General features: G+C 71.4%; 21 protein-coding genes. 10 read left to right on the top strand and 11 right to left on the bottom strand.

Annotated features, from left to right (window positions below):
* Positions 1–88: 88 nt before the first annotated feature.
* Complete coding sequence (locus tag ACZ4N4_RS34540; RefSeq protein WP_467596216.1) at positions 89–1,087, bottom strand: WD40 repeat domain-containing protein; 999 nt, start codon at positions 1,085–1,087, stop codon at positions 89–91.
* 105 nt (positions 1,088–1,192) lie between these two features.
* Between ACZ4N4_RS34540 and ACZ4N4_RS34535 the strand changes: the two genes are divergently transcribed.
* From ACZ4N4_RS34535 to ACZ4N4_RS34520, 4 genes are all read left to right on the top strand, one after another.
* Entirely contained in the window at positions 1,193–1,876 is a 684-nt protein-coding gene (locus ACZ4N4_RS34535) for a GDSL-type esterase/lipase family protein (protein ID WP_467596214.1), read from the top strand.
* Positions 1,877–1,964: 88 nt separating this feature from the next.
* Positions 1,965–2,552, top strand: coding sequence for a Uma2 family endonuclease (locus tag ACZ4N4_RS34530; RefSeq protein ID WP_393842250.1), 588 nt, complete (start codon positions 1,965–1,967; stop codon positions 2,550–2,552).
* A gap of 112 nt (positions 2,553–2,664) precedes the next feature.
* On the top strand, positions 2,665–2,907 hold the full coding sequence (locus ACZ4N4_RS34525; protein ID WP_467596211.1) for a hypothetical protein: 243 nt from the start codon (positions 2,665–2,667) through the stop codon (positions 2,905–2,907).
* A gap of 68 nt (positions 2,908–2,975) precedes the next feature.
* The gene (locus ACZ4N4_RS34520) at positions 2,976–3,968 is read left to right on the top strand and encodes an aldo/keto reductase (protein WP_453565546.1); all 993 of its coding nucleotides are present in this window, start codon (positions 2,976–2,978) and stop codon (positions 3,966–3,968) included.
* Between the two features lie 216 nt (positions 3,969–4,184).
* Here the strand turns inward: ACZ4N4_RS34520 and thpR are convergent, their stop codons facing one another.
* Positions 4,185–4,781: an RNA 2',3'-cyclic phosphodiesterase gene (gene thpR / locus ACZ4N4_RS34515; RefSeq protein WP_467596208.1), complete on the bottom strand. Its 597-nt coding sequence runs from the start codon at positions 4,779–4,781 to the stop codon at positions 4,185–4,187.
* 26 nt (positions 4,782–4,807) lie between these two features.
* Between thpR and ACZ4N4_RS34510 the strand changes: the two genes are divergently transcribed.
* Positions 4,808–5,326, top strand: a complete 519-nt coding sequence (locus ACZ4N4_RS34510; RefSeq protein ID WP_467596206.1) for a GNAT family N-acetyltransferase — start codon at positions 4,808–4,810, stop codon at positions 5,324–5,326.
* Between the two features lie 62 nt (positions 5,327–5,388).
* Here ACZ4N4_RS34510 and ACZ4N4_RS34505 read toward each other — a convergent pair whose 3' ends face one another.
* Together ACZ4N4_RS34505 and ACZ4N4_RS34500 are read right to left on the bottom strand one after the other, a co-directional pair.
* Positions 5,389–6,750, bottom strand: coding sequence for an MFS transporter (locus tag ACZ4N4_RS34505; RefSeq protein ID WP_467596203.1), 1,362 nt, complete (start codon positions 6,748–6,750; stop codon positions 5,389–5,391).
* Between the two features lie 149 nt (positions 6,751–6,899).
* Positions 6,900–7,337 carry a MarR family winged helix-turn-helix transcriptional regulator gene (locus ACZ4N4_RS34500; RefSeq protein ID WP_453565556.1) on the bottom strand — a complete coding sequence of 146 codons (438 nt, stop codon included), beginning with the start codon at positions 7,335–7,337 and terminating at the stop codon, positions 6,900–6,902.
* 182 nt (positions 7,338–7,519) lie between these two features.
* Between ACZ4N4_RS34500 and ACZ4N4_RS34495 the strand changes: the two genes are divergently transcribed.
* On the top strand, positions 7,520–7,714 hold the full coding sequence (locus tag ACZ4N4_RS34495) for a ribbon-helix-helix protein, CopG family (RefSeq protein ID WP_351737173.1): 195 nt from the start codon (positions 7,520–7,522) through the stop codon (positions 7,712–7,714).
* 76 nt (positions 7,715–7,790) lie between these two features.
* Here the strand turns inward: ACZ4N4_RS34495 and ACZ4N4_RS34490 are convergent, their stop codons facing one another.
* Positions 7,791–9,242, bottom strand: coding sequence for an NCS2 family permease (locus ACZ4N4_RS34490; RefSeq protein WP_453565559.1), 1,452 nt, complete (start codon positions 9,240–9,242; stop codon positions 7,791–7,793).
* 112 nt (positions 9,243–9,354) lie between these two features.
* On the opposite strand from ACZ4N4_RS34490, the gene ACZ4N4_RS34485 reads away from it, so the two are divergent.
* Together ACZ4N4_RS34485 and ACZ4N4_RS34480 are read left to right on the top strand one after the other, a co-directional pair.
* The gene (locus ACZ4N4_RS34485; protein ID WP_450762347.1) at positions 9,355–9,612 is read left to right on the top strand and encodes a DUF2530 domain-containing protein; all 258 of its coding nucleotides are present in this window, start codon (positions 9,355–9,357) and stop codon (positions 9,610–9,612) included.
* A 113-nt stretch (positions 9,613–9,725) separates the two neighbouring features.
* On the top strand, positions 9,726–12,125 hold the full coding sequence (locus tag ACZ4N4_RS34480; protein WP_467596197.1) for an HAD-IC family P-type ATPase: 2,400 nt from the start codon (positions 9,726–9,728) through the stop codon (positions 12,123–12,125).
* Between the two features lie 60 nt (positions 12,126–12,185).
* Here ACZ4N4_RS34480 and ACZ4N4_RS34475 read toward each other — a convergent pair whose 3' ends face one another.
* From ACZ4N4_RS34475 to ACZ4N4_RS34460, 4 genes are all read right to left on the bottom strand, one after another.
* Entirely contained in the window at positions 12,186–13,019 is an 834-nt protein-coding gene (locus ACZ4N4_RS34475; RefSeq protein WP_467596195.1) for a hypothetical protein, read from the bottom strand.
* Positions 13,020–13,178: 159 nt separating this feature from the next.
* Positions 13,179–14,108 carry a hypothetical protein gene (locus ACZ4N4_RS34470; protein ID WP_467596192.1) on the bottom strand — a complete coding sequence of 310 codons (930 nt, stop codon included), beginning with the start codon at positions 14,106–14,108 and terminating at the stop codon, positions 13,179–13,181.
* 119 nt (positions 14,109–14,227) lie between these two features.
* Positions 14,228–15,799 (bottom strand): trypsin-like serine protease, encoded by a 1,572-nt coding sequence (locus ACZ4N4_RS34465; protein ID WP_467596190.1) that lies wholly within the window; start codon positions 15,797–15,799, stop codon positions 14,228–14,230.
* Positions 15,800–16,103: 304 nt separating this feature from the next.
* Positions 16,104–16,487 carry a hypothetical protein gene (locus tag ACZ4N4_RS34460; RefSeq protein ID WP_467596187.1) on the bottom strand — a complete coding sequence of 128 codons (384 nt, stop codon included), beginning with the start codon at positions 16,485–16,487 and terminating at the stop codon, positions 16,104–16,106.
* A gap of 580 nt (positions 16,488–17,067) precedes the next feature.
* On the opposite strand from ACZ4N4_RS34460, the gene ACZ4N4_RS34455 reads away from it, so the two are divergent.
* Positions 17,068–20,613, top strand: a complete 3,546-nt coding sequence (locus ACZ4N4_RS34455; protein WP_467596185.1) for a colicin E3/pyocin S6 family cytotoxin — start codon at positions 17,068–17,070, stop codon at positions 20,611–20,613.
* The gene (locus ACZ4N4_RS34450) at positions 20,610–20,837 is read left to right on the top strand and encodes a DUF7683 domain-containing protein (RefSeq protein ID WP_360485648.1); all 228 of its coding nucleotides are present in this window, start codon (positions 20,610–20,612) and stop codon (positions 20,835–20,837) included. The genes ACZ4N4_RS34455 and ACZ4N4_RS34450 overlap by 4 nt, the downstream gene beginning before the upstream one ends.
* Before the next feature lie 134 nt (positions 20,838–20,971).
* On the opposite strand, the gene ACZ4N4_RS34445 is transcribed toward ACZ4N4_RS34450, so the two are convergent.
* Together ACZ4N4_RS34445 and ACZ4N4_RS34440 are read right to left on the bottom strand one after the other, a co-directional pair.
* Positions 20,972–24,088 carry a sacsin N-terminal ATP-binding-like domain-containing protein gene (locus ACZ4N4_RS34445; RefSeq protein ID WP_467596182.1) on the bottom strand — a complete coding sequence of 1,039 codons (3,117 nt, stop codon included), beginning with the start codon at positions 24,086–24,088 and terminating at the stop codon, positions 20,972–20,974.
* 184 nt (positions 24,089–24,272) lie between these two features.
* Positions 24,273–25,199 (bottom strand): DUF3027 domain-containing protein, encoded by a 927-nt coding sequence (locus tag ACZ4N4_RS34440; RefSeq protein ID WP_453572676.1) that lies wholly within the window; start codon positions 25,197–25,199, stop codon positions 24,273–24,275.
* Positions 25,200–25,330: the final 131 nt, after the last annotated feature.

The following is a 25,330-nucleotide window of genomic DNA, read 5'->3' as shown; positions in this document are numbered from 1 at the left end:
CCCTGCCCCGCGGGACACTTCCCAGCCTGCCCGGACCGGCGCGGGGGCGCCCCGCCGGTGACCCGGACGGGTGACGTCCGGCCAGGAGTCAGTGCCGGCGGGTGGGGGTGCGCCGCAGCCGGCGCAGCCCGAAGAGGGCGAGCACGGCGACGCCGACGGCGATGGCACCGACCTTGACCTTGCCGCTCGCGGGACTGCCGTTGTCCCCGGCGGCGGCCGAACTCCCCCCGCCGGACGGCGACGTGCCCCCCGCCGCCCCGCCCGGCACGTCCTCGGCCTGCACCGGGCTGTCGGAGCCCTCGCTGCCGTACATCAGCCGTGTCCCGTCGGCGGAGTAGCTGACCGACTCGCCCTGCTTCTGGAGCGGCACGTCGAGCCGCCCCTCCCGCTTGATCTTCCCGCCGTTCCAGTCGTAGTAGATGCCGCCGAAGTAGCCGCGTACGGCGAGCTGCCTGCCGTCGGGCGAGAAGGCGGCGTCGGTGGCCCAGAGGTCGACGGCGGCGACGGGCCTGAAGATGTTGGTGCCGGAGGAGGACAGGGTCGCCGGGCCCTCGTAGAGATGCCCGCCGTCCTCCTTCTTGTCGATGATGTACACGCGCCCGGTCTTGGGGTGGACGATCAGCGACTCGGCGTTCCGGGCGCCGTTCGCGTACTTGACGACGTACTGCGTGGCCCTGATCGTCTGGTTCTCCAGGACCTTCGGCTCGGGCAGCCGGTAGATCCACACGTAGGGCCAGCTGCCGTCGAGGTTGTCGCCGATGTCCCCGACGTAGATCTGGTTGTCCGGGCCGATGGAGATGGCCTCGACGTCACGGGGCCTGCCGATACCACTGAGCGTGACGGTCGCCACGGTCTTCCCGGTCGCGCTGTCGACGGCGTAGATGTAGGGGCCGTCGTCGCTGTCGTTGTGGGTCCAGTAGATGCCCGGGTGCAGATGGGAGGCGGCGAGACCGCTGGACTCGGTGATGCGCGGGTCCGTGATCGTGAACCCCTTGTCACCGGCGCCGTCAGCGGCGGAGGCGGGTGCGGCGGCGAGGGCCCCGGTGAGCAGGACCCCGGCGAGAAGGGCGAACGATCGTCGGCGCATGGGCCCAAGCCTGCCATCCCGCACGGTGTTTGACGGCCCGGGGCCCGTGGGTGACGTGGCGGTCCTCACACCCCACCGCTCCCGCCGATCGTCCATCATGAGCGGATGCTCAGGTTCATGCCCGTCGGGGACTCGATGACCATCGGCAGTACGGGCGAACACACATGGCGGTACCGCATGTGGCAGCACCTGTGCGCGACCTACGGCGGCCCGTTCACCCTGGTCGGCCCGCGCGAGACGCTGTACGACAAGCTCGCCGACGCGCCCGTTTCGTACACCTACGCCGACCCGGACTTCCCCCGCGCCCACCTGGCCGGCTGGGGCGAGGGCTGGCTGCACATGGCCCCGCTGGTCGGGGAGGCGGTGCGGTCCTGCCGCGCCGACGTCCTGCTGGTCTCCCTCGGCCTGATCGACCTGGGCTTCTACACCAACGCGGAGCAGACGGCGGCGAACGCACGGGCCTTCGTCGCGGCCGCGCGGGAGGCCAACCCGCGCATCCGCATGGTGGTGCTGCCGGTGATCCCGAACATCCGGGCCACGTCGGACCCGCAGTTCGCGGAACAGGTGAGCCTCTTCAACGAACTGCTCGCGAAGACGGTCGCCGACCTGGACGAGCCCCGCTCCCCGCTGCTGCTGGCCTCGCCCCCGCCGTCGTACGACATCGACACGGACACCTACGACGGCACCCACCCCAACGCGAACGGCGAACACCGCATCGCCGAGGCGTTCGCGGAGGCGATGTGGCAGGGCTGGGACCTGGGCGAGGAGTACGCGGCCGGAACGGACTGACCGGATTCCGCCGTCGCCCGGTCACCGTGCGTATCGTTGAACCGCGCGGCCGCACTCGTGCGGAGGGTGGCCGGGGAGGAGCGCCAGGATGACCGTCCTCGAAGACAGGATCGCGATGGCCGAGAGCGACGACGAGATCACGCTCGACGAGCTGTTCGAGCGGATCGAGAAGATGCCCGCCCCCGAGGGTTACAAGGTCGAGATCGTCGAGGGGACCGTCTTCATGGCACCGCAGCGGGACACCCACTGGGAGATCATCGCGGACATCTACGAGCAGTTGCGGACCAAGTACCCCCGGAAGCGGGTCAAGTCCGATGTCCGTGTCGACTACCCGGGGCATCTGAACGGGTTCGCGTCCGACGTGACGGTGATGGCCGAGGAGGCGGTGAAGAACGGGAAGGGGCTCTGGCGTTACCAGGACGTCGAGTTCGTCGCCGAGGTCATCTCCCGGGGCACCGCGGCCAACGACTACGGCCTGAAGAAGAACGCCTACGCCCAGGCCGAGGTCCCCGTCTACCTGATCGCCGACCCCTACCAGCGCCGCTGCCACATCTACACCAACCCCAAGGGCGACGACTACGCGACCGAGACCAAGGTCGACTTCGGCGACGAGGCGGACCTCACGGCCACCGTCGTCGGCCTCACCCTCAAGACCGACGAGTTCCCGACCGACTAGCCCTCCACGCACCGGAGTTGAGCCGTTCCCGCAAGTGCGTTCGGCTAGGGTCGTGGGCGGATCGGCTCCCGTCGGCCGTGCCTGCCGTCAACGCGTGCGAAGGTGATTGCGGATGCTGAACTACGGCCTCGACCTCTCCGCCCTGGAGGGCGACCTCGCGGTGCCCGACCTGGTGGCCGAAGGGGGCGGCCAGACCTGGGCATGGGTCCCGGAGAACGCGGCACAACGGGTTCAGGGCACCGCCCTCGACTTCTGTCTGCGGGTCACCCGGCGCAGGTCCCTGGCCGAGACCGGCCTCAGGGCGGTCGGCGAGGACGCGCGCACCTGGCTCGACGTCGCGCGGGTCTTCCTCTGAAGAACACCGGGCCGACCGGACGGAAAGTGCTTGCCTAGAGCGCACTCCAAGCCGTTGGCTGGGTGACCATGGAGTACACGCAGCTCGGACGTACCGGACTCAAGGTCAGCCGACTCGTCCTCGGCACCATGAACTTCGGCCCGCAGACCGACGAGGCCGACAGCCACGCGATCATGGACGCGGCGCTGGATGCCGGCATCAACTTCTTCGACACCGCCAATGTGTACGGGTGGGGTGAGAACAAGGGGCGGACCGAGGAGATCATCGGCAGCTGGTTCGCCAAGAGCCCCGCGCACCGCGACAAGGTCGTGCTCGCCACCAAGGTGTACGGCAACATGGCCGCCGACGGTGACGCCTGGCCCAACCACGACAAGCTTTCCGCGCTCAACATCCGACGTGCCGTCGACGCCAGCCTCAAGCGGCTGGGAACCGACCACATCGACGTCTACCAGTTCCACCACATCGACCGCCGGACCCCCTTCGAGGAGATCTGGCAGGCGATCGACACCCTCATCGCACAGGGCAAGATCCTGTACGTCGGGTCCTCCAACTTCCCTGGCTACAAGATCGCCCAGGCCAACGAGATCGCCGCCCGCCGCGGCGGCACCATCGGTCTCGTGAGCGAGCAGTGCCTCTACAACCTCGCCGAGCGGCGCGCGGAGATGGAGGTCATCCCGGCCGCGCAGGACTACGGCCTCGGGGTCATCCCCTGGTCGCCGCTGCAGGGCGGCCTGCTCGGCGGTGTGATCAAGAAGGAGGTCCAGGGCGGCCGACGCGCCTCCGGACGGGCCGCCGACACGCTCGCCAACCCCTCCACCCGCGCGCAGATCCAGTCGTACGAGGACCTGCTCGAAAAGCACGGCGTCGAACCCGGCGAAGCCGCCCTCGCCTGGCTGCTCACACGTCCGGGGGTGACGGGTCCGATCGTCGGCCCGCGCACCGGCGAGCAGCTGGAGTCGGCGCTGAGGGCCGTCGAGCTGGAGCTGAGCGAGGAGCTGCTGACCGGCCTCGACGAGATCTTCCCGGGTCCGGGGCCTTCTCCTGAGGCCTTCGCCTGGTAGGGGAGCTTCCCGTAGGGGCGCGGGGCGGTATCACTATGCGGCTCCGCCGCGTGGGCGCGACCAGCTCTCACGCGGCGGGGCCGAACCCCGGCCGCCCGCAGTTCCTCGCCCTCTTCCACTCACCTCATCGCCGACGCCACCGCCACCACCACGAACAACAGCACAAGCGCACCGGCCATGATCCGGTTCCTGGTCTTCGGGTCCACGGCAACGAGCCTAACCGCCTGCCGCGAGCCCCCAGCGGTCGACCACCTCGTACCGTGGCTGCTCCCCCGGCACCCCCGACGTCGGCAGGTGGCTGCGCACCAGCGCCAGCTCCCCCACCGTCCAGGTCCGGCTCGCGAACTCGGCGAGCAGCGCGACGTACGGCCGTACCTCCACCGCGTCCCGGCTGCGCGCCACCGTCAGGTGGGCCTTGTAGCGGCGGTGCTCCCCCATCGGTACGCCCGCCTTCCGCGCCGCCGCCTCCGCGCGGTCGGCGAGGAGCCGGAGGGTCTCCAGATCCCCCCGGGCGCCCGCCCACAGGACCCGGCCGTGGCCGAACTGGCCGCCGCCCGCGACAGACAGCGGGAAGGACGGCGTCCGGTGGGCTGCGCGGGCCAGCCGGTCCGACAGGTCCGGTACGACGCCGTCCTCGACCTCGCCGTAGAACGCCAGGGTGTAGTGCCAATCAGTGGCTCCGCCACGGGGCCGGCCGGGGCGGCCGGTCCAGCGCAGCGCCTCCGCGCCCGGCAGCCGTTTCAACCGGTCGACTTCTGCGGCGAGTTCGGCGGCCACCTCGGGCGGGGGCAGCACGGCGGCGAAGAGTCTCATGCGGACCACCCTGCCATCATGAGGAGATGCGGATCACCATCAGAGAAGGCGGACCCGACGACGTTCCCGCGATACTCGGGATGCTCGACAGCTGTGTGGAGTGGCTGGTGGGACAGGGGCGGACCGAGCAGTGGGGCACCACGCCGCTGTCGGAGAACCAGAAGACGGTGGAGTCGGTCGTCCAGTACATGGACAAGGGCGTGACCTACATCGCCGAGGCCGACGGGGTGCCGGCCGCCACGCTCACGGTCACCGACGCGCCCGGCGCCTATCTGGCGCATCTCCCGCCGCCCGGTGAGCCCGAGCGGTACATCCACTGGCTGGCCTCAGACCGCCGGTTCAAGGGCCACGGCGTGGGCAGCGCGCTGCTGGCGCACGCGGCCGAGGAGACCCGGCGGGCCGGGGTCTCGCTGCTACGGGTGGACTGCTACGCGGGCGCCGACGGCAAGCTGGTCCGCTACTACGAGGGCAACGGCTTCGTCCGCACCGAGACGTACACGGCCCAAAACGACTGGCCGGGACAGGTGCTGGCCCGGAGGCTGTAGTACGCCCCCGGGCCAGTGGCGCGCGGCGGTCCGATCCGGACGGCCGCCCCGCCGTCCGCGTCTCACGCGGCCGCGGCGAGCTCCTCCTGGTCCTCCCGCTCCTCGCGCGGGACGAACCGCACCCGCGGGTGGCCGCCGTGCCAGCCGACCGACAGCCGCAGGTTGCCGACGCGGGCCAGGACCAGGCCGATCACCACGGCCGCCGCGGCGGCGATGGCACCGCCCACCGCCAGGCCGGCGCGGACGCCGTACGCGTCCGTGATCCAGCCGGCGATGGGTGCGCCGATGGGGGAGCCGCCCATGAACACCATCATGTACAGGGCCATCACCCGGCCGCGCATGGCCGGGTCGGTGCCCATCTGGACGGTGGTGTTCGCGGTGACGTTGACCGTCATGCCGAACATGCCGATCGGGACCATGAGCAGCGAGAACAGCCACAGGGACGGTGCGGTCGCCGCCACCAGCTCCAGTCCGCCGAAGGCCACCGCCGCCGCCAGCATCACCCGCAGCTTGGCCGTGCCGCGTCTGGCCGCGAGCAGGGCGCCGGCCAGGGAGCCGACCGCCATCAGGGTGTTGAAGAGGCTGTAGGAGCCGGCTCCCGCGTGGAAGACGTCGTCCGCGAAGGCGGAGAGGTAGACCGGGAAGTTGAAGCCGAACGTGCCGACGAAGCCGACCAGGATGATCGTCCACGTCAGGTCGGGGCGGCCGGCCACATAGTGCAGGCCCTCCCGCAGCTGGCCCTTGCCTCTCGGCGCCCGCTGCACGACGTGCAGGTCACGCGCGCGCATCAGCAGCAGGCCGACGATGGGGGCGACGAAGGACAGGCCGTTGAAGAGGAAGGCATAGCCGGTACCGACGCCGGTGATCATCAGGCCGGCGACCGCCGGGCCGACCAGGCGGGCCGACTGGAAGTTCGCGGAGTTGAGGCTGACCGCGTTCTGCAGCTGGTCCGGGCCGACCATCTCGGAGACGAAGGACTGGCGGGCCGGGTTGTCGACGACCGTGGCGAGGCCGACGACGAAGGCGGCGAGGTAGACGTGCCAGACGTGGACATGGCCGGAGAGGGTCAGCAGCGCCAGCGCGATACCGGTGAGGGCCATGGACGTCTGGGTGACGAAGAGTGCGCGCCGCTTGTTCAGCCGGTCGACGAGGACTCCGCCGTAGAGGCCGAAGAGCAGCATCGGCAGGAACTGCAGGGCGGTGGTGACGCCGACGGCGGTCGCGGAGCCGGTGAGGCTGAGGACCAGCCAGTCCTGGGCGATGCGCTGCATCCAGGTGCCGATGTTCGAGACGACCTGGCCCGCGAAGAACAGGCGGTAGTTCCTGACCTTCAGCGAACCGAACATCGAGGACCTGCTGCGTGATGCGGGGGTAGTAGGGGTGGTCGGTGCGGGGGCGGAAGGTGCTCCGGATCCCGTACTCAAAGTGGGTTCGCCTCCTCTTTCTCTGGCTCGTTCGCCTCCGGGGCGTTCCAGCCGGTGTCGGGAGAGCGATCGTGCTCACCCCTTCGGGCCTCCGCGCGATCGCTCTCCCGGCACCGGCGCGCCCTTCAGCTCACTCGCGGGGCAAGGGCTTACAGGTGTGCGAGTTTCTCCAGGACGGGGGCGGCGGCGCGGAGCTTGGCCCACTCGTCCTCGTCGAGGCCGTCGACCAGACCGGCCAGGAACGCGTTGCGCTTGCGGCGGCTCTCTTCGAGCATCGCCTCGGCCTGCTCGGTCCTGGTGACGACCTTCTGGCGCCGGTCCTCGGGATGCGGCTCCAGACGGACCAGTCCCTTGGCTTCGAGCAGCGCCACGATGCGGGTCATCGAGGGCGGCTGCACATGCTCCTTGCGGGCCAGCTCACCGGGGGTGGCCTGGCCGCAGTTGGAGAGGGTGCCCAGCACCGACATCTCGGTGGGGCTCAGTGACTCGTCGACCCGCTGGTGCTTCAACCGTCGCGAGAGTCGCATCACGGCGGAGCGGAGGGAGTTCACGGCGGCCACGTCGTCGCCATGGGTAAGGTCCGGCATGTTCTTTAGAGTAACTCATTACCCTGCCTAAGGACACCTGGGACGCGCCGGAGGCCCGTGACCTCGGCCACTGGATCCGGGGAGCCGGCGGTGTCCCCCCGGAAAACATCGCGTCACCCTTACGGGTGAGCCGAATCCGGAAAGTGACGCATCGGGCGCCCGGATGTGGCGCCCTCATATGCATGGGGACCAGTGTGCTCAGCCTGCGGATAGACAAAGAGCTGCTCGACCGGCTCCGGCACCATGCGGCGAAAAGGGGAATGAGCGTCCAGGACTACGTGGTCCGGACGCTCATTCGCGACGACTTCGACGAGCGGTTCTCGGCCGCCGTCGAGGAGACGGAGCGGTTCTACGGCGATCAGGTCAAGGTCACATGAGACCCCGGCCGGATCGGGATGGGGTGCGGGATCGCGATCGGGTTCGGGATGACCGCGATCAGGCTCGGGACCGGGATCAGGTGAGACCCAGGGCCGGCATCAGGTAGTAGAAGGCGAACACGGCCGCGACCACGTACATCGCGGCCGGGATCTCCTTGGCCCGGCCGGCGGTCAGCCGCAGCACCACGAAGGTGATGAAGCCCATGCCGATGCCGTTCGTGATCGAGTAGGTGAACGGCATCATCACCATGGTCACGAAGGCCGGGATCGCGACGGTGTAGTCGGCCCAGTCGATCTCCTTGATCGAGCCAGCCAGGATCAGGAAGCCCACCGCGAGCAGCGCGGGGGTGGCCGCCTGCGAGGGGACCATCGTGGCGATCGGGGTCAGGAACAGCGCCACGGCGAACAGCGCGCCGGTGACGACGTTGGCGAAGCCGGTGCGCGCACCCTCGCCGACGCCCGCCGTCGACTCCACGAAGCAGGTGGTGGCCGAGGAGGAGCTGGCACCGCCGGCGGCGACCGCGACACCGTCGATGAAGAGGACCTTGTTGATGCCCGGCATATAACCCTGGGCGTCGGTCAGCTTGGCCTCGTCGCTGACGCCCATGATCGTGCCCATGGCGTCGAAGAAGCAGGACAGCAGGACGGTGAAGACGAAGAGGACGCCGGTCAGCACGCCGACCTTGTCGAAGCCGCCGAACAGGCTGACCTTGCCCAGCAGGCCGAAGTCCGGGGTGGAGACGGGGTTGCCGGGCCACTTCGGGACGGTCAGGCCCCAGGTCGTCACGTGGGCGACTGAGTTGATGATCAGCGCGAGCACGGTCATCGCGACGATGGAGATCAGGATCGCGCCGGAGACCTTGCGGACGATCAGCCCGAGGGTCAGCAGCACGCCGAGCACGAAGACCAGGACCGGCCAGCCGTTGAGGTGACCGTCGACGCCGAGCTGGAGCGGGACGGTGGTCTGGGCGACGTCCGGGATCCGGGTGACGAAGCCGGAGTCCACCAGACCGATCAGCATGATGAACAGGCCGATTCCGATCGAGATCGCCTTGCGCAGGCTGTAGGGCACCGCGTTCATGACGCGCTCGCGCAGACCGCTGGCGACCAGCAGCATCACGACGAAGCCGGCCAGCACCACCATGCCCATGGCGTCCGGCCAGGACATCCGGGGCGCCAGCTGGAGGGCGACGACGGAGTTCACACCGAGGCCGGCGGCGAGCGCGATCGGGACGTTGCCGATGACGCCCATGAGCAGCGTGGTGAAGGCCGCGGTGACCACGGTGGCCGTGACCAGCTGACCGTTGTCGAGGTGGTGGCCGTACATGTCCTTCGCGCTGCCGAGGATGATCGGGTTCAGCACGATGATGTACGCCATCGCGAAGAACGTGGCGAAGCCGCCGCGCACCTCGCGGGCGAGGGTGCTGCCCCGCTCGGAGATCTTGAAGTAACGATCGAGCGCGCCGTAGGCGGGGGTCGCACCCGGCTGTTCGGGGGCGGGGGCCTGCGTGGAAGCCGGGGTCGACATTGGATGTTCCTACGATCAGAAGTAGTCAGACACAAACGGTTTCAGTATGAACGTATGAGAACCAGATCGCTATCTCCGCGCGTAGACCGCAGGAATGCGTAAGCTGAGCACCATGGCGAAGTGGACCCCCCAGCACGAGGCACCGGAACCCCTGGAGGGGCCCGTGGTGCCGACGATCATCGGCGGCACGATCGTCTGGTTCGTCCTCTTCCTGGCCCAGCTCCCCTTCTACGGCTGGTTCTCCGACCACGGCCACACCTGGTGGGTGTGGACCTGCCTGGCCGGCGGCGGCCTCGGGCTGATCGGCATCTGGTACGTGCGGAAGCGGGACGCCGCCATCAAGCGGGCGCAGGCCGCACGCTCCCTGTAGGGGAGACCCCCCGGGGCCGCTCTACAACCAGGGCACGACTTCGCTCCTCCGCTGGTCGGATCTTCCGGGCACTCGGCAGGTGAACGCGCAAATCCGCACGTACCGTCGGACGTATGACGCACATCGACGCGGGCGCGGAACTCGACCCTGTGCATCCGGTTCCGCTGCCGGCCCCGGCCCGGACGAGCGGGCTGACCGCCGCCGAGGTCGCGGAGCGGATCGCGCGCGGCCAGGTGAACGACGTTCCGGTGCGCAGCAGCCGCTCGTTCGGCGAGATCGTGCGCGCGAACGTCTTCACCCGGTTCAACGCGATCATCGGTGTGCTGTGGGTGGTCATGCTCGTGGTGGCGCCGATCCAGGACAGCCTGTTCGGCTTCGTGATCCTTGCCAACACGGGCATCGGCATCGTGCAGGAGTGGCGGGCGAAGAAGACCCTGGACTCGCTCGCGGTGATCGGCGAGGCGCGGCCGACCGTGCGTCGCGACGGGGCCGCGGTGGAAGTGGGCACGAGCGAGATCGTGCTCGACGACCTCATAGAGATCGGCCCCGGCGACAAGATCGTGGTGGACGGGGTGTGCGCCGAGGCCGACGGCCTGGAGATCGACGAGTCGCTGCTCACCGGTGAGGCCGACCCGGTCGTCAAACGCCGCGGCGACCAGGTGATGTCGGGGAGTTTCGTGGTGGCCGGTGGTGGCGCCTTCGCGGCCACGAAGGTCGGCCGGGAGGCCTATGCGGCCCAGCTCGCCGAGGAGGCCTCCCGCTTCACGCTGGTCCACTCCGAGCTGCGCTCCGGTATCTCGACCATCCTCAAGTACGTGACGTGGATGATGGTCCCGGCCGCCATCGGCCTGGTCGCCACCCAACTGGTCGTCAAGAACAACGGCATCAAGGACGCCGTCGCCCGCACGGTCGGCGGCATCGTCCCGATGGTCCCCGAGGGTCTCGTCCTGCTCACCTCCGTCGCCTTCGCGATCGGCGTGATCCGGCTGGGCCGCCAGCAGTGCCTGGTCCAGGAACTCCCCGCGATCGAGGGCCTCGCCCGCGTCGACACCGTCTGCCTCGACAAGACCGGCACGCTCACCGAGGGCGGCATGGACGTCACCGAGCTGCGGGCGCTGGACGGGGCCGCCGAGCCGTACGTACGCAAGGTGCTGGGCTCGCTCGGCGAGTCGGACCCCCGTCCGAACGCCTCCCTCCAGGCGATCATCGACGCCTACCCGGACAGCGAGGACTGGCGGTGCGTGGAGTCGCTGCCCTTCTCCTCCGCCCGCAAGTACAGCGGGGCCACCTTCAGCGAGGGCGACGGGGAGCTGAGCACCTGGCTGCTGGGGGCGCCGGACGTACTGCTCGACGACGGCGACCCGGCGTTGGCCGAAACCGTACGCCTCAACGAGGAAGGGCTGCGGGTGCTGCTGCTCGCCCGCGCCACCCGGGACCTCGACCACGCGAAGGTGGCCGAGGGCGCCCGCCCCACCGCGCTGGTGGTCCTGGAGCAGCGGCTGCGCCCCGACGCCGCCGACACGCTCCGCTACTTCGCCGACCAGGAGGTCCGGGCGAAGGTGATCTCCGGCGACAACGCGGTGTCCGTCGGTGCGGTGGCCGCGAAGCTCGGCCTGAGCGGTACGACGGTGGACGCGCGCCGGCTGCCCGCGGAGCCCCGTGAGATGGCCGAGGCCCTGGACGGGGGCACCGTCTTCGGCCGGGTCACCCCGCAGCAGAAGCGGGACATGGTGGGGGCGTTGCAGTCCCGGGGGCACACGGTCGCGATGACCGGGGACGGCGTGAACGACGTACTCGCCCTGAAGGACGCGGACATCGGCGTCTCGATGGGCTCGGGCTCCGAGGCCACCCGGGCGGTCGCGCAGATCGTCCTGCTCAACAACAGTTTCGCCACGCTGCCCTCGGTGGTCGCCGAGGGACGCCGGGTGATCGGCAACATCACCCGGGTCGCCACCCTGTTCCTGGTCAAGACGGTCTACTCGGTCCTGCTCGCGGTGCTCGTGGTGTGCTGGCAGGTCGAATACCCCTTCCTGCCCCGGCACCTGACTCTGCTGTCCACCCTCACCATCGGCATCCCGGCCTTCTTCCTGGCCCTCGCCCCCAACAAGGAACGCGCCAGACCGCACTTCGTGCGCCGTGTGATGCGCTACTCGATCCCGGGCGGGGTGCTGGCCGGCGTCGCGACCTTCGTGACGTATCTGCTCGCCCGCCACTACTACACGGGTCCGGGCTCCCTGGACGCGGAGACCAGTGCGGCGACCCTGACGCTGTTCCTGATCTCTATGTGGGTCCTGGCGATCATCGCCCGCCCGTACACCTGGTGGCGGGTGGCGCTGGTGGTCTCGATGGGCGTGGCCTTCGTCTTCGTCCTCGCGGTACCGGCACTGCAGAGCTTCTTCGCGCTGAAGCTGGTGGGGGTGGCGATGCCGTGGACTGCCGTCGGCGTGGCGGTGGTGGCGTCGGCGGTGCTGGAGGTTCTGTGGAAGTGGGTGGAGCGCCGCTTCCCCGAATAGAACAGTGCGGCTCCGCCGCGAGGGCTGGATGCCCTCGCGGCGGAGCCGCACTGACAGGGTTTACTTCACGTCGACGTAGTCGCCCGTGGCGCTGACCGCCGGGGTGGTCGAGGTGCCGGCGAAGCTGAAGCGCCAGTAGCCGTCGTAGTTGGCGGTGGTGGTGGTCTTCAGGTTGCCGGTCGAGTCCGTGTTCACCGTCTTGACGGTGGTGTAGGTGCTCGTACCCGCCTTGCGGAACTGGAGCTTGACCGGCTGGCCGGCGTAGCCGTGGTACAGGTTGTCATCCCAGTTGGCGCGGGAGAGCTTGCCGGTGACCGTGAGGGTCTTGCCCTTCGCGACCGGCTCGGGGCCCGCGTTGGCCGTCAGCTGCGAGTTGCGCTGGACCAGGGTGGTGGCGAGGCCGCTCTGGTCCTTGTAGCCGACCTTGCTCAGGTCGGGGTTGGTCGGGCTCTGGCCGTTGAAGGCGACGGCCTCGGCGGCGACGCTCCAGCTGCCGGCCCAGACGCTCTTCAGGTCGCCGTCGGCCGGGTAGATGTTGACGTAGCCCGAGCAGGTGGCGGTGGTCGCGGAGGTGGCGGTGCAGGTCGCCGAGTCGGCGTCGCCGTACAGCTCGGGGGCCGTGTCGCTGTAGGAGCCCTTGTACAGGAAGGCGTCCGTGTAGAAGTCCTTCGCGGTGATGTCCACGTCGGCGCCGTGCGTCAGCGTGTACGTGTACTTGACGCTGACCTCGGCGGAGGTGCCGACCTTGACCGCCTTGGCGATCGACAGGTCCGAGAAGCTGGCGTTCAGCGTGTACGGGGTGCCCGAGTCACCGGCGGCCTGTGCGGCCGGGACTGCGAGGGCGGAGAGGGCCAGGGCGCCGGAGACGGCGGCCACAGTGGCACGAATGCGCATGGATTCCCCAAGTGGAGAACAGTGGGCACGGGGCCCAAGTGATCTAGGGAGTCTGTTGACTCGGTGATCAGATCCACGAGAGGCGGGAGTGGTTGTACGTGCGAGACGTAATCCGGTCAGATTTTGATTCCTTTGCGACCGGATTACGTCCCCATGGGATTACTTCACGTCGACGTAGTCGCCCGTCGCGTTGACCGCCGGGGTCGTGGAGGTGCCCACGAAGGAGAAGCGGTAGTAGCCGTCCACCGTCGCCGTGGTGGTCGTCTTGAGCGTGCCGGTCGAGGACGACTTGATGCCCTTGACGTTCGTGTAGGTGCTGGAGTTCTTCTTGCGGAACTGCAGCCGCACGGACTGGGTGGCGTAGCCGTGGTACTTGCCGTCGTCCCAGTTGGCGCGGGACAGCTTGCCGGTGACCGTGATGGTCTTGCCCTTCGTCACCGGCTCCGGGGCGGCGTTCACCGTCAGCTTCGACAGGCGCTGGAGCTTGGTGGTGGCCAGCTTGTCCTGCTCGGCGACGCCGATCTTGCTCCAGTCGTCGCCGGTCGGGTCCTGCCCGTTGAGGGCGACCGCGACGCCGAACGCCTTCCAGGTGGTGGCGTCGGCGTTGGAGAGTTCCTCGTCCGCGTAGACGTCGATGGTGCCCTTGCAGCTGGCGGTGGTCGTCGAGGTGTCCGTGCAGGACGGCCAGTCCACGCCGAACAGCTCGTTCGCCGGGTCGTCGAAGGTGGCGCCGCGGTAGATCTCGACGTCCATCAGGAAGTCGTCCGCGTGGATGTCGACGTCGGCGCCGTGCGTCACCGTGTAGGTGACCGGGAACGTCCCGTGGGTGGTGGTGCCCGCGACGATCGGCTTGCCCTTGTTGACCTGGACGTTGGAGAAGGACAGGTCCAGCGCGTAGGGGTCGCCCGCGTCGTCCGCGGTCGAGGCGGTGTACGCCGACCGGCCGGCGGTGCCCTGGTGCGCCTGGGCGAGCTTCGCCAGGCCGGAGGGGCTGTAGGAAGAACCGCCGGCGGCCTGTGCGGACGGCACGGCGAGGGCGGAGAGGGCCAGGACGCCGGAGACGGCGACCACGGTGGCGCGTATGCGCATAGGTTCCCCTGCATGGAAGTGACCGGGGAGTCTGTTGACTCGCCCGATCAGATCCGCAGGGGAGGGAAAAGGTTGTGCGATAAATCAGAAGTCGTGTGAGACGTTCTTCCCGCGGTCGCTCAGACCGTCGGCCACATGGTCCTGCCCGCCGCCAGTCCGCCCTTGCCGTCGCCCGCGTACCACTTCAGGTCGCCGTTGGCCCACAGCGCGGCCAGGTCCGCCTTGCCGTCCCCGTCGAAGTCGCCGCCGACCACGGCCCGCATGGTGCTCCAGCTCTTGTCGGACCACATCGAACGGGCCTTGTCGAAGGTGCCGTCGGCCTTGCCCGGGTAGAGGTGCAGCGCCCCGTCGGAGGCGACGGCGGCGATGTCGTCCCGCCCGTCACCGGTGAAGTCGGCGGTGGCGATGTGCTTCTTCTTCCAGGTCTTGTCGGGCCACATCGACTTCTTCTGGTTCACGAGGTTGCCGTCGGCGTCCCGCTTGTAGCTGTAGAGGGAGCCGTCGGACCACTGGAAGAGCAGGGTGTCGCGGCCCGCCTTCCCGGTCCGCAAAGCAGCCACGGGCAGGCCGTTCTTCCAGCCGGCGTCGGTCCACAGCTGGCTGCGGCTGTAGAGGTCCGGGACCCACGAGCGCTTGCTGAACAGGGTGAGGTCGCCCTCGGTGTCGGCCGAGATCAGCTCGGGCCCGGGGGTGGTGTCGAAGTCCCCGGCGACGAGTTCCTTCTGGTTGCCGCGTCCGACGACCTTCAGGAAGGAGCCGTACTCCAGGGTGCCGTCGGCACGGCCCTGGAAGACCTGGGCCGTGCCGTTGGTGAGCAGCGCGGCGATGTCGGTACGGCCGTCGCCGTCGAAGTCGGCCGCGGTCATGACGTCGGTGACGTACTTCTGGCGGTTCGTCAGCAGCACCTTCTGTACCCAGTCGGCGATGTCGTCGACCCGGGTGGCGACGGCCCCGGTGCGGGTCTCCCGCGAGTTGAAGCAGCCGCCGTCCCAGGCGGCACTGACCACGCCGACGACCCTGCCGCCGGCGTTGAGCACCGGACCGCCGGCGTCACCCTTGCACAGGGCGCCGCCGGACGCGGCGGGCGAGATCGCCAGGCTGGTGGGGTTGACCAGGTCCACACCGAAGGATCCGGTGTGGGCCCGCGCGGGAACCCACTCCAGCTTCGTGCGGCCGTAGCCGGTCGCCGTGAGCTGGTCGCCCTGGGCCGGGGTGGCGCCGCTGACGTCGGCGGAGGCGATGTCGGGGAACGGTCCGTCCAGCGGGTCGGTGGCGGTGGTCGGGTCCTCCAGACGCGCCATGACCAGGTCGCGGCCCGGGTACGGCACGATCTCGCGCACCCGCTGCTTCAGCTCGGCCGTCGGCGTCGGCGCGTTGCCGTCGGCGGTCACGAGGGTGGGCAGGGGCGGCGCGCCCCGGGTGAGTACGGCCGCCTGCCGGGGATCCGGGGCGAAGCAGCTTGCGGCGGTGAGGACCCACTGCGGGTCGACCAGGGTGCCGGAGCAGCCGCGTTCGTTGTCGGTGCCGCCGGCGATGTGGAGCTTGACCGTGTACTGGTCGGCGCCGTCCGCGACCTGGTCACCGACGACGGACTGGGCCGGGGCCGCGGTCAGCAGACCGGTCGTCAGACCGGCGGCCGCGAGACCGGCGGCCCACACCATGCGCGCGCTGCGCGGACGGACGTCTTTCACGTTTCCCTCGAATCGGAAGGCGGGCTTCCCCAGGGCGCGCAGGGCGCGGGGGAAGCGGAGAAGCATGTGGAAGGGCAGGGGTAGCGGAGTGGCCTCGGCACCTGCGGCACAGACGGCACCCGGGGCAACACGGCGCCCGGTGTTCGACGAAAACCCACGGAGCTCCGGGCCAACAGGACTCGGAAGCCAGGGAACTCCGGGCCTACAGGACTCGGAGCCCCCGGTCTCGGCGCTCTCGGCGCAGGCCGGAACCCCGCGGAAGGCGGCGCTCAGCGCACCGCGGAGGTCGGTGCGTCGGTGGTGCTCAGCCGGTCACCAGCAGTTCGACGAGGACCGACGGTGCGCCGCCGGTGCCCTCGCCGACGGACTGGAAGCCGCCCTTGGGGACGCTGACCGAGGTGGTCTGGCCGTTGCTGGTCAGGTCGGCGCGGACCGGGTGGTCGGCGCCCGCCTCCACCATGAAGACCTGCGGGAGTTCCAGCGTGAGGCGGCCGGTCTTCGCGGTGGCCTGGAAACAGTAGGTGCCGGCCCGGCCCACGGAGTCGTCCTTGCGGGTCAGCACCCGGATCTGCTGGGCGCCCTGGTCGCAGTCCGCCAGCAGAATGTGCCCGTCACCCTTCTTCAGCCGGATTCCCTTTTCGGCGAGCACGTGGTCGGCACCGGGATAACCGTAGTCCTCGACCGCCACGGGCGGGGTCGAATCCGACGGGGATTGCGGTGGGTCGTCGGCCGATGCCACGGAAATTCCGGCGAGCGTGGCACACGCGACCGCTATTCCGGAAACGACGAGATTTCGGGCACGGAAAGGCACCGAAGATTCCCTTCCGGCGTGGATCCTCGCATCGAGAGACCCCCGCCAGGATGCGATGAGAAAATACAGACATGCGTGGGCAGCAGCCGTTCACGGCCGCCAGATGCCCAGATCAGCCGGTTGCGCGCAGGCGCAACCGGTCCCCCCTTCATCCCCGTGTGAATACAGGTCCGCGGCATCGCAGGCTGGTCGGGCCCGATTACCTCGAACGTAAAGTCGAGGCACAGAGTAAGCAAAGGCTCGCCGTTTCGTCAACCTCGGCTCCACACCCGGCCCGCCACCACGACACGCCACTCCAGAAGATCCCCATTGTCCGGTATAAGCGGGCCGATGCTTTCGTCGCACCGCCGACATCCTATTCACGTACCCCTCGGGAAAACGATGACTATGCTTACCCGTCGACCATTCGGCGACTCGCTTTTCGGGGGTCGTCGCCGATTACCGAGACAGGTACTCAGTGAATCGAAGAACTGACCAGTTCGATACCGCTGGAAACGCCACACGTCTGATACGCAGAACGGCACTGGGCCTGCTGCCCCTGGCGATCGCCGCCGGACTGCTCGGCCCCGCCCCGGCCGCCCAGGCCGCCGGCTCTCCCGCCGGCGACTCCGACCCGGCGAGCGGGGCGTACACCGACCGCGGCCGGGTCCTGGAGCTGTGGCAGGCGGGCGGGCCCGGACTGCGGGCCGCCGCGGAGGTCGCCCTCACCGGTGCGGACACCGACGTACGGCACTTCCTCGACGACGTCGCGTCCGAGGCCGCCTACCAGGACGACCGCGTCCAGACCGCGCAGGTCGCGAGCATCGGCGGACGGGGGCTGCAGGAGGCCGCCCGCAAGGCGCTGGCCGGGTCGCAGGACGACCTGACGGCCTTCCTGAAGGACGGCTGGAAGGCACCGCTGGAGCAGGACCAGCGGGTCCGCATCGCGCAGATCGTCGACGCGGGCGGGCCCGGCGTGCAGGACGCCGGCCGGGCCGCGCTCAACGGCACCACCGCCGACATGACCGCCTTCCTCGACGAGGGCCAGTTCACGGAGCGCGAGCAGGACGAGCGGGTCCAGCTCGTGCAGATCGTGAGCACGGGCGGACCCAACGTCCGGGCCGCGGGCCGGGTCGCGCTGGACGGCACCGCGGCCGACATCCGCGAGTTCCTCCAGGTCGGCCAGTACGTCGCCCGGTCACGGGACCAGGAACGCGCCACGGTCGCCCAGCTCGCCGCCCAGGCGAAGGAGGCGGGACGCCAGGCGAAGGCGGAGACGGAGGCGGCCAAGGACGCCTCGGCGCGGGCCGTCGCGGCCTCGGCGCTGGCCAAGGAGGCCGCGCAGAAGGCGGCGAAGGAGACGGAGGCGGCCCGCAAGGACTCGGTGCGTGCCGCGTCCGCCGCCTCCCGCGCGGCCACGGCCGCGGGCCAGGCCGCCAAGGCGGCCCAGCAGGCCATCGACGCGGCCCGGGCCGCCAACAACTCGGCCCGCACGGCGGCCAACGCGGCCACCCAGGCCGCGGCAGCCGCGACCGGTGCCGCCCAGGCCGCGAGCCGGGCCCGCGGGGCGGCGGCCGACGCCGCCACGGACGCCACCAAGGCGAGCACCGCCCGCAAGGCCGCCGACGACGCCCGTACCGCGGCCAAGGGTGCCCGGCTCGCGGCGGACGCGGCCAACCAGGCCGGGGTCGCCGCGACCGCGGCCGGGGACGCGGCGAAGGCGGCGGCGAGCGCGGGCGGCAACGCCGACGCGGCCGCGAGTGCCGCGAGCGACGCCAGCGCCTACGCGGACCAGGCAGGCGTGCACTCCGCGGAGGCCGACGCGGCGGCTTCGGCGGCACGCGCCCAGGCCGCGGAGGCCACCCGCGCCGCGAACGCCGCGGAGAGCCTGGCCCGCAAGGCGGCGACCGCCGCCAACGAGGCACGGGACGCGGCCAACTCCGCGGCCACGCACGCCGAGAACGCGGCCAAGGCGGCCGACGCGGCCGCCGACCACGCCACGGACGCCGCCAACGCGGCGGCCCAGGCGACCGCCCACGCCAAGTCGGCCAAGGAGGCGGCGGACGTCGCGAGCGCGGCCGTGGCCAAGGCCAAGTCGGTGTTCACCCTGGCCCGTCAAATCGAGGCCGAGGAGCTGACCGCCCGGACGAACGAGGCCGTCGCGCGGGCCCGGGAGCTCAAGGCACAGGAGGAGCAGCGGCAGGCGGCGCAGAACCGCGCGGCACAGGCCTCCACGGCCCTCGAAGCCGACGCCCGGCAGCTGAGCACGGCTGCCTCCGCACCCGGCGCCGACCTCCAGAAGATCGCCGACGACGGTCGTGACCTGGCGTTGCGCACCTTGAAGTCCCGTGGGCCCTGGAGCCGTTCGGCGGCGGGGGACGCGCTCTCCGGTGACGCCGCCGAGGTGGTGTCGTACGTCCGTACCGCCCGGGTCGAGGCGGCCCAGGCGGACGAACGGGCCAGGGTGGAGACGCTGGCCCTGGATTCGCCGTCGTCCGGCGTGCGCGGCGGAGCCGAGCAGGCCCTGGCCGGCGACACGGCCCGGATCAGCACCTTCCTGAAGGACGGCCAGTACCAGGCGATGGCCGACGACCTGCGCGTCTACATCGCGCGGGTCGTCTCCACCGGGGGTCCCGGCGTCCAGGAGGCGGGCCGCGCGGCGCTGAACTCCGGTTCCGTGGACCGCTACCGCACCTTCGTCACCGACGGCCAGTACCAGGCCCGCACCGAGGACGAGCGGGTCCGCGCGGCACAGCTCGTCGACAGCGGCGGCCCCGAGGTCAAGGCGGCGGCCAGGATCGCGCTGGAGGGGCCCGCGCCGCTGCTGCACGCGTTCATCCAGCACGGCCAGTACCAGGCGCAGCGCAAGGACCAGCTCGCGGCCGGCCATGTCGCCCTGGTCCAGCAGTTGATCTCCGAGGCCGCGTCGGTGGCCGCCACCGCCCAGAAGAACGCCGCCGAGGCCGGCAAGGTCGCCGCCACGGCGCGCAAGGCCGCGGCCGAGGCCAAGGAGTACGCCAAGCAGGCCGACGCCTCGGCGAAGGCCGCCAAGGGGTACGCCGACGACGCCCTCGAGTCCGCCAAGGACGCGGAGACGTCGGCGGCGAACGCGGCGGCCTCGGCCAGGACCGCGCGGGCCGCGGAGAACGACGCCCACGCGGCGGCGGCCCGGGCCGTCGAGTCGGCCACCCAGGCGCAGGCGTCGGCGAACTGGGCCCAGGGCTCGGCCGACGAGGCGTGGAGCGCGGCCCAGGACGCCCGCGCGTCGGCGACGGCCGCGGGCAAGGACTCGGTGGCCGCCGGCAAGGCGTTCGAGGACGCCTTCCGGACCGCGGTCACCAAGCAGAAGCAGGAGGAGGCCGAGTACCGCAGGACGGAGGAGGCCTGGCGCAAGGCGCAGACCCAGGACGCGCCGGACGAGGACTCCGGCAGCGACTGGGTCCCGGACTGGCTGGAGGACACGGCGGACACCGTCCTCACCTACGGCGAGGCGATCCTCACCAACGAGGACGTCTGGGCGGGTCTGGCCGAGACCGGCGCGGGCGTCGTGATGATGGGCGTCGGCGGCACCGGGGACATCGGCGGCGGTGCGCTGTGCATCACCGGCATCGGCTGTCTCGCGGGTGCCCCGGCCATCGCCGCGAGTACGACGCTGGTCGTCTCGGGGGGCTTCACCACCGCCGACGGCGTGGGCCGGTTCAACGACGGCCTGGGCCAGGCGCTGCGCGAGGCGCAGAGCAAGAGCAACGTCAACAAGGTCGTCCAGCCGGGCCCGAAGCCGGCGCCGAGCAGCCTGCCGGGCTTCCCCAAGGCCGCCCGTGCCAAGCCGAAGACGCCCGTGCAGGGCGGCGGGGGCCTGCGCAAGCGGTGGAAGGACCCGGGCACCGGGGAGATCTACGAGTGGGACTCCCAGCACGGGACGGTCGAGAAGTACAACAAGCGGGGCAAGCACCTCGGGGAGTTCGACCCCGATACTGGTGCCCAGACCAAGCCCGCGGACGGAACCCGGAAGGTGACCCCATGAAATACCTCGTCGCCCGCTACGCCAAGGACGAGGACACCCCCGAGTCGGTCACCGATGTCTCGTCCGTGGGCGCGGACGCGTTCGCGGGGCTGCTGGCGATGCCCGCGGACCGGCTCACCGACGTGTATCCGCTGGGGCCGGAGCACGCGGACGGTTTCCACCGGCTGACCGGCATGGCCCTCGACCTGGACCGCTTCGAGTACTTCCTGGAAGTGGAGGCCTGACCGGTCCGACCGGCCCGATTCGGCCTGATCGGCCCGATTCGGCCTGATCGGGCCAATCCAGTCTGGTTCGGTCTGACCGGCCTGACCTGGCCCGGGGCCCCTGCCGGGGTCCCGGGCCCTCGCCTTTTCGACCCTCAGTCGAACCAGCGGTCCCGGGCCAGTTCCTCCGTGCGGGACGGGTCCTCCAGCAGCGCGGCCACCTCGAAGCGGCGCGGCCACTGGCCGGCCGCCCAGGCGAGACCGGCGGCGACGCCCTCCAGGGTGGCCGCGTGCAGGACGCCGTCCCCGGTGAGCCGCCAGTCGATCTCGACGCCGTCGACCACCAGCTCCTCGTGTTCGACGTAGGTCCCCGGGGTGCGCGGGCCGAGCAGGACGTGGACCGGCTCGGGGACGTCGTGTTCGGTCCCCTCCGAGTCGACCGCCCCCGTCACCGACTGGCTCAGCCGCCGCACCTGGAACAGTTCGGCGAGTTCGGCGGCGCGGGCGGGCCGTACCGGGAGCAGCGGGACGCCGGTCGTGAACGGCAGCAGGTCCGGCGAGTCGACGACCACCGCGTCCGCCGCGTCCACCACCTCCACCCGGCCGTCGACCACCGCCCGCAGCTCGTCGGGGAGGGTCACCCGCTCGGGGTCCAGGTCCGCCAACGCGCCGTACAGGGCGTGCAGTTGGGCCCCGGTGACCGAGCGGTCCGGGTCGGCGAGGCGATCCAGGAGTTCGGCGGCGCCACCCGGTTCGTCGAGGAGGGCGGCGACCGAGGTCCGCACCCCCAGCGCCCGGAGCACCTGCTCGTCCTCGAAGCCGGTCGCGTCGGCCTCCTCGTAGAGGCCGCGCAGCAGCAGGTCGCCGCCGGAGGCCAGCAGACCGGCGGGGCGGCGGCCGTCGAGCACCGGGTGGCCACGCAGCCACCAGGCCGTGTACGGCCGTACGACCTCGTGGGTGCCGTCCGGCAGCAGGATGCGCACCGGCTGGGTGAGGGCGTCGCGCAGCGGCGGCCGGGCGAGCAGCGCGAGGGCCTCGGGCCAGTGGTCCTCGTCGACGAGGTCGAGGTCGCGGACGGCGACCAGCTCGGTGGCGACCGGGGGCACAGGGGTGTCCGGGAAGCGGTCCAGGATGTCCTCGCACCAGACGTCCACGGCGTCAAGCAGACCGGCGTCGTCGGGTTCGGCGAAGTCGCCTTCGCGGGGCTCCAGTTCGTCCGGGTCCAGGACGACGTCGGTGGCGCGGACGAGGGCGAAGTTCGCCAGCACCCCGCAGGCGGCCAGCGGCTGTTCGCCCCACTTCTGCGCCAGTTCGGCGTCCACGGCGGCGAGTTCACCCTCCCTGATCACCCGGGCGAACGGGCTGCCGGGAAGGACGAGTTCACCGGCGGGGGCCAGTTCACCGTCCTCGTCGGGCAGGGCGAGGGCGCCCAGCCAGGGCTCGTCGCCGGGTTCCAGGCCGGCGTCCCGGACCAGGGCGAGGACGGTGTCCGCCAGCTCCTCCGCGTCGGGGGTGTCCTCCTCCCAGTTCAGGCCTCCCTCGTCGTCCAGGGAGGCGGCCACGGCGGCCCGTACCTGCGGGGTGGTGAGGACCGCGCGCGGGGTCGCGGGCAGCGCGCCGAGCTTCTCCAGGAGGGGGTGGGCGGCGTCCTGGTGGGCGACCTTGAGGCCGAGCCGGGCCAGGACCTCGGGGTGGATGACCGCGTCCGGGGTGGGGAGCAGGATCTGGCGCGGGCCGATGGCGGTCCGCCCGTCGGCGAGCGGCACGGGCAGCCCGGACAGCCGCTCCGGGTCGACGCCCGCGAGGCTGTCGTAGAGCCGCCACCACCAGTCCGGGTCCTTCTCGAGGCCGGCCAAGCGGTCGACGGCGTCGGCGAGCGGGAGGCGGCTGACGGACAACGTCCGCAGTTCCACCCGGCGTTCGAGACCGGCGGGCAGCAGTGTGGGGAGCACCTCGGCGAGCACCCGGACCGTGTCCGCGCCCGCCCCCTCCACGATCTCGGCGTCCCGCGGCCGCAGCGCCTCGGGGAGCTCGCTGTCGTCGCCGGCCTCGACGGCGGGCGGCAGGAACGCGGTGCGCGGCAGCCGCTCCAGGATCGCCTGGCGCAGCGCGCCGTCCAGCTCGCCCTTGCCGAGCGGGCCGGGCACCAGATGGATGATCCCCTCCCCCACCGGCCGCCAGCCGGCGAGGAGTTCGGCGTACGCGTCGGCCGCGCGCTGCACCAGGAAGTCGGTGAGCGGGCCGGGGGCGGCGTGCCGGCGGGTGGTGTCGAGGGGGAAGGACGCGATGAGCAGGGCGGGGACGCCGAGCGGCTCGTCGCTGGGGGTGGGGGCGTGCAGCACGGCGGCGGTGCGCGGTCGGTCGGGGGCGCCCTCGCCGTCCGTGGGCACGGCCCAGGTCAGCGACCAGTGCGGCCGCAGCCGCTCCTCCACCGGCCGGCCGGCCAGCAGCTCCGGGGTGAGCGGGCCGTGCGCGGAGACGGTACGCCAGCGGGTCGTGCCCTCCTGGGAGTCGTCCACGACGGTGAGCGGGCCGTCGGTGCCGCGGCGCAGGGTGCGTACGGTGTCGCCGCTCTCGATCACGACCTCTTCCAGCCCCGGCAGGGCGAGCAGCAGCGCGTCGTCGACGGCGGCGAGGAGGCGTTCGGCGAGATCGGTGGCAGCGATGTCCCTCAGCGGCAGGATCACGACCGTGTCGTACGGGTCCGGGGCGGTGCCCTCGGCGGCGAACGGGAGCCGGAGCAGCGGCACATGGCCGTCCCGGCGACGGATTTCGTCCCCGAGCCCGGTGCTCTGCCGGGCGGTCTCCTCGGCCAGCTGCCGCGCCTCGGCGAGCGACCACCGCACGCCGCCGTGCCGGCCGACCACCGCGGGCTCGTCCGTCACCGCCAGCACGGCGGCGAAGCCGACCCCGAACCGCCCGACGGCGCTCTCGGTCTCCTCCCGCTTCGCGGAGGCACGCAGGGTGGAGAGGGACTCGACGCCGGCCGCGTCCAGCGGCGCACCGGTGTTGGCGGCGAACAGGACGCCGTCGCGGAGGGTGAGCCGGAACCGGCCGGGGACCCCGGCGCGGGCGGCCGCGTCGGCGGCGTTCTGGGCGAGCTCCACGACGAGCCGGTCCCGGTAGCCGCCGAGGACCAGGTCCTCCTCGGCGTTGGCGTCCTCACGGAACCGGGCGGGGCTGGTGGCCCAGGCGTCGAGGACACCGCGGCGCAGGCGGGCGGTGCCGAAGGGGTCGGCGCCCTCGGCGGCGGGCCGCACGAACTTGCTCACGTTCACTCTCCTCATCGGCGTGAGGACGAAGGTACCGCGCGCCGAGAGCCCACCCGTCCGCCTACCCGCCCCGCTCAGCCAAGAAGCGGAAGCCCGTGCCCCGGCCCGGCACCGGCGGTGGCCGGCCGCGCCGTGGCGCCCTGCTGCCGGGGCTGACCGGCCGTCACTCCGGCAGGGAGCGGGACTACGAGTGGCCCAGCTCCGCCGACGTCTCGTCCTGCGTCGCCGGCACCGAGCCGGAGTCGGCGGCGGGGCGGAGCGGGAAGGGGTCCACGCGGGTCTCGTCGATCACCGGGGGTGCCACCACCGGAGGTTTCGGCATGACCGCGGCCTCCGAGTGGCCGCCGCAGCCGTAGGAGAAGGAGACGACCCGGCCGTCGGCCGGGGAGAACTCGTTGGCGCAGACGCCGAAGGCCTGGCCCAGGGAGCCGCCGATGGGGGTGAGGAAGCCGCAGCTGACGCAGGTCGCGGGGGCCGCCTGGGCCATCGGGGTCTTCGCGCCGAACGACTCCTCCCAGCGGTCGGCGGCGATGTGCAGGCCGTAGCGGGACAGCACGCGGGCGCGGCGCATGCCCAGTTCCTCGGCGACCGACGCGATCGTGCCCCGGGAAGGGACCGTGGGCAGGTGCGCGGGCGTGCCCGCGGTGACCTCGGCGTCCTCCGCCTCCGCCAGCTCCTCCATCTCCGCCGAGACCGGGGAGTTCGGCTCCGGTCCGTCCTCGCCGGTGTAGCCGGGCTCCAGGCGGAGGTCCTCGGCCTCGGTGGGGAGCAGGTCGCCGGGGCCCATGTCGCCGGGGCGCAGCCGCTCGCTCCAGGGCACCCACTCGGGGGCGAGGAGGGCGTCGGAGCCGGGGAGGAGGACGACCTCGTCCAGCGTGACGAGCTTGGCGCGGGAGGCGCGGGCCACCGTCACCGCCCAGCGCCAGCCGCGGTACCCGAGTTCCTTGCACTCGAAGTAGTGCGTGACGACGCGGTCGCCCTCCGCCACCGCTCCGGCGTGCTCGCCCACCACTCCGGGTGCGGCGGCCTCCTCGGCGGCGGTCCGGGCGAGGTCGACCGCCTCGGCGCACAGACGGTCGGGGGTGCGGCTTCGCGTTGTCGCTGCGCTCACAGGTATCGCTTCTCTCCTACGCCGTCTCACGAGTGCGGCTGCCTCCGGCGGTGGGGCGGACGGAGCGGACCTGTGGGCCGCATCGACGTCCGCGTCCGATCGCTCTCGGGCGCACCTCTGCCATCCATTGT

The organism is Streptomyces sp. NPDC026538, assembly GCF_055567535.1.
Note: the sequence above shows the minus strand (reverse complement) of the source record. Positions and strands in the feature narration are given on the sequence as shown.

What these genes read in the sequence shown, in the direction of transcription:
- ACZ4N4_RS34480 (WP_467596197.1), top strand. Translation starts at nt 9,726, where the DNA reads ATGACGCACATCGACGCGGGCGCGGAACTCGACCCTGTGCATCCGGTT.
- ACZ4N4_RS34535 (WP_467596214.1), top strand. Translation starts at nt 1,193, where the DNA reads ATGCTCAGGTTCATGCCCGTCGGGGACTCGATGACCATCGGCAGTACG.
- ACZ4N4_RS34510 (WP_467596206.1), top strand. Translation starts at nt 4,808, where the DNA reads ATGCGGATCACCATCAGAGAAGGCGGACCCGACGACGTTCCCGCGATA.
- ACZ4N4_RS34520 (WP_453565546.1), top strand. Translation starts at nt 2,976, where the DNA reads ATGGAGTACACGCAGCTCGGACGTACCGGACTCAAGGTCAGCCGACTC.
- ACZ4N4_RS34485 (WP_450762347.1), top strand. Translation starts at nt 9,355, where the DNA reads ATGGCGAAGTGGACCCCCCAGCACGAGGCACCGGAACCCCTGGAGGGG.
- ACZ4N4_RS34525 (WP_467596211.1), top strand. Translation starts at nt 2,665, where the DNA reads ATGCTGAACTACGGCCTCGACCTCTCCGCCCTGGAGGGCGACCTCGCG.
- ACZ4N4_RS34490 (WP_453565559.1), bottom strand. Translation starts at nt 9,242, where the DNA reads ATGTCGACCCCGGCTTCCACGCAGGCCCCCGCCCCCGAACAGCCGGGT.
- ACZ4N4_RS34530 (WP_393842250.1), top strand. Translation starts at nt 1,965, where the DNA reads ATGACCGTCCTCGAAGACAGGATCGCGATGGCCGAGAGCGACGACGAG.
- ACZ4N4_RS34540 (WP_467596216.1), bottom strand. Translation starts at nt 1,087, where the DNA reads ATGCGCCGACGATCGTTCGCCCTTCTCGCCGGGGTCCTGCTCACCGGG.
- ACZ4N4_RS34450 (WP_360485648.1), top strand. Translation starts at nt 20,610, where the DNA reads ATGAAATACCTCGTCGCCCGCTACGCCAAGGACGAGGACACCCCCGAG.
- ACZ4N4_RS34495 (WP_351737173.1), top strand. Translation starts at nt 7,520, where the DNA reads ATGGGGACCAGTGTGCTCAGCCTGCGGATAGACAAAGAGCTGCTCGAC.
- ACZ4N4_RS34475 (WP_467596195.1), bottom strand. Translation starts at nt 13,019, where the DNA reads ATGCGCATTCGTGCCACTGTGGCCGCCGTCTCCGGCGCCCTGGCCCTC.
- ACZ4N4_RS34470 (WP_467596192.1), bottom strand. Translation starts at nt 14,108, where the DNA reads ATGCGCATACGCGCCACCGTGGTCGCCGTCTCCGGCGTCCTGGCCCTC.
- ACZ4N4_RS34500 (WP_453565556.1), bottom strand. Translation starts at nt 7,337, where the DNA reads ATGCCGGACCTTACCCATGGCGACGACGTGGCCGCCGTGAACTCCCTC.
- thpR (WP_467596208.1), bottom strand. Translation starts at nt 4,781, where the DNA reads ATGAGACTCTTCGCCGCCGTGCTGCCCCCGCCCGAGGTGGCCGCCGAA.